Annotated in this window: 2 protein-coding genes and 1 pseudogene; 2 read left to right on the top strand and 1 reads right to left on the bottom strand. The window is 60.3% G+C overall.

The window, feature by feature from the left end:
* Both ACIREA_RS29670 and tatC read left to right on the top strand, forming a co-directional pair.
* The coding region (locus tag ACIREA_RS29670) for an NUDIX hydrolase (RefSeq protein WP_397385933.1) at positions 1-458 on the top strand (458 nt) is incomplete at its 5' end.
* Positions 459-497: 39 nt separating this feature from the next.
* The gene (tatC, locus tag ACIREA_RS29665) at positions 498-1,637 is read left to right on the top strand and encodes a twin-arginine translocase subunit TatC (protein ID WP_397385932.1); all 1,140 of its coding nucleotides are present in this window, start codon (positions 498-500) and stop codon (positions 1,635-1,637) included.
* A 58-nt stretch (positions 1,638-1,695) separates the two neighbouring features.
* Here tatC and ACIREA_RS29660 read toward each other — a convergent pair.
* Positions 1,696-3,006, bottom strand: a pseudogene (locus tag ACIREA_RS29660) (hypothetical protein); the annotation flags it as partial.

Raw genomic sequence — 3,006 nt, 5'->3', positions numbered from 1 at the left:
GGATGGTGGTGAAGCGCAAGGCCGCCGTGGCCATCGCCCCCATGCTGGAGGACGGCCGCTTCGTCATGGTTCATCAGGAGCGCCTGCCCGTGATGCAGACGATGTGGGAATTCCCCGCCGGTCAGATCGACACCGCCGTGACCCGTGAGTCCATCATCCACACCATTCAGAATGAACTGCGTGAGGAGTGCGGCTGCGCCCTCCATCCAGATCTGGGCACGCTCCAGCCCCTGGGCTGGTATTTTCCTTCGCAAGGTTTTACCGACGAGATCGTTTATCTGTTTACGGCGAAGCCCGTGTGTGTCGTCAGCCGTCCTGAACCGGACGGAAGCGAGCACATCAGCGACGTGCGGTTTGTTAGCGCGGGAGAACTGCGTGGGATGATTGCTGCCAATGTGATCACCAACGCCCTGACGCTGGCTCTCTACGCGCGGATCGCGGCCCAAGGACTGCCGTAGTCCTACGCATCCGCAACTCCCCTCCCCCCTCTCATTCCCATGTGGTCCGGCCTGCTCCAAAAAGTATTCAAAGTTCGCGAAAAAGTCGCCATGAACCTCGGCGGCAAAGGCGATGAGGAAAAACCCTTCCTCGATCACCTCGAAGACCTGCGCAAAATGATCGTGCGCATCGCCATGACGCTGCTGGTTTCCACGCTCGTCACCTTCTGCTTCTACGACAAGCTCTTCGAGATCATCAAGTATCCGCTCTGGGCCACCGGCGTCATCAAGACACCGGAGGAGCTCAAGGCCATGCTGCAAATTCTGACGCCACAGGAAGGCTTCCTCATGGTGATGAATCTGTCCTTGATCGCGGCGGTGATCCTCGCGTTTCCGCTGCTGCTTTTCTTCCTGCTGCAGTTCATCCTGCCCGGCCTCAAGCCCGCGGAAAAGAAGGCCATCTTCCCCGCCATCGGCATTGGCGCGGGTCTGTTCCTGCTCGGTGCCTGCTTCGCCTTCTATGTGGTGCTGCCCAGGGCCCTGGAATTCTTCTATACGTTCAATGAAAGCCTCGGCATGTCCAACGGCTGGAGGCTCGATGGCTACGTGAAGTTTGCCACGCGCTTCATCCTGCTCTTCGGCGTCGCGTTCGAGCTGCCGGTCATTGTCATGGTGATGGTGAAGCTGGACTTCCTGAACTACAAGCTGATGAGCACCACGCGCTCCTATGCGATCATCGCCATCGCGATTTTCGCGGCCATCGTCACCCCCACGCCTGATCCCTTCACCATGCTGGTGCTGGCCGGCCCTCTGTATGTGCTCTATGAGACCTGCATCTGGCTCGCTTACTTCATGGAGAAGAAAGACCGTGCGGCCTACCCTGAGTACTACGCAGACATCGACAAGGATGAGAAGGCGCTGGAGCAGCCAGGCGCAGACGACTGGGACAATGAGAATTACAATCCCTGGTCCTCAGGCGACGACGAAGAAGATGACAAGGACGACTACCAGTCTCCTGCCGCCAAACCGTCCGCTCCGCCACCCGAGGTCGAAAACCCTGATCTGGAAAACCTTGGCGAAGACCAAAGCTCGAAGATGCCTGATGAAGATCCGGCAGACCTTCCGCCCCGGGAAATGACGCTGGAGGAACTCGCCCGCGAGGATGAGAAACGCTCCAGTGAGCCGCCAAAGGATTCATAACACCCGGCGGACTCAGTGAATCAAAATGCGGAGGCACAGGCGAACAGCCTGTGCCTCTTCAGCGTTCAGGGGCACCTTCACAATCGATCACCAGCAGACAAGGAGCATCAGACTGAATGTCGAGCCTTCGCACAAGCAGGCGTGCGAGGTAGGCCTTCCCCCATTCGCTTTCCCGATTCATGTAGCGCCCCAGCGGCGTGTCACGCTCCACACACGCCACGAAATGCGGCGCGCTTCCAGCCGACACCTGCACATCAAAGGTGATGTATCTGGGCCGCAGTTCCGCTGCAATATCCAGACCATGGCTGGGCCGCAGGCCGACATGAAACCACGCAGCCTCCCCCGCCGGCTTTTTCAGGAAATCCGCCAGCGCCGCCGCATGCGTTTCATGCAGCAGCGGCCAGCTCATGCGGCGCTTGCCATCAGCACCCGTCTCCAGACGAATCAGCGCGCCATTGGCACACGCCGAAGTCACCAGCATGAACAGCGGCACCGGCTGCCCCCCCGGCAGCGTTTGCGGCATGCCAGGAATCCGTGAAAGCAGCCTCAGTTCCGTCTTTTTGTCACCCACGGCACCAAACTGCGCTTCGATTTCCGCGCTGTATTTGGCCGCGTCATGAATGCATGCGGCCCGGCGCTCAGCGGTGTCAGCGGCGAAAAATTCCGTGATCAAAGTTTTTGCATCCTCTGTCACGGCCCCCACATCCGGAGCAGGTATCACCGCACGGGCGATCTGCGTTTGGGGCACAACTGGATCACTCTTCACCACTGCCTTGACGGGAGGTGGAGCCAAGTCCGCACTGGGTTTGACCACGGGGGCGTTGACGCTGTCCCACCACAACCAGAGCGCGCCTCCGCACACGACACTAAAGGCCAGCAGGATTAACGCACCGCGCCAGGGTGACCTGCGCAAGTGCGGCGGCGTCTTGAATTCCTCCGAAGGCGGCGGCGCCCCCGTGGGCATCAGCGCCTGTGAATGCTGCAACGTCTGGCGTGCCGTGAAGTTCGCGGGTGCCTGAATCGGTGGCTGTGGCGACCATGCTGCTGGCTGAGAAAGGGCTCGAATTTCCTGCTGCGGCTGCGTGGGCGCCGGCATGCTTGGCAGCGGCTGCTGCTGGGACACCCGCCGCCGCACCTGCGCCACTCTCGCCACCTGGGCCTGCGTACCGAAGTAGCTGCGCAGCGCATTGTGCGCACAATGCGGGCACTGCACCATGCCCTCCATGCTTTGCTGCATGGAGAGAAATGCCTGGCCGCAGGCCGGGCAGATCAAACTGGCTGTGGTGCCGGGATTCATCGTGCGCAAAAAACTTAACGCATGTGCTGCTTCTTGCGCGAGCTGATTCCAGCATTCCGCTTCAAGAGCGGC

It is taken from the genome of Prosthecobacter sp. (assembly GCF_044373815.1).
Lineage (GTDB): Bacteria > Verrucomicrobiota > Verrucomicrobiia > Verrucomicrobiales > Verrucomicrobiaceae > Prosthecobacter.
This window is presented reverse-complemented; position numbering and strand designations above follow the sequence as displayed.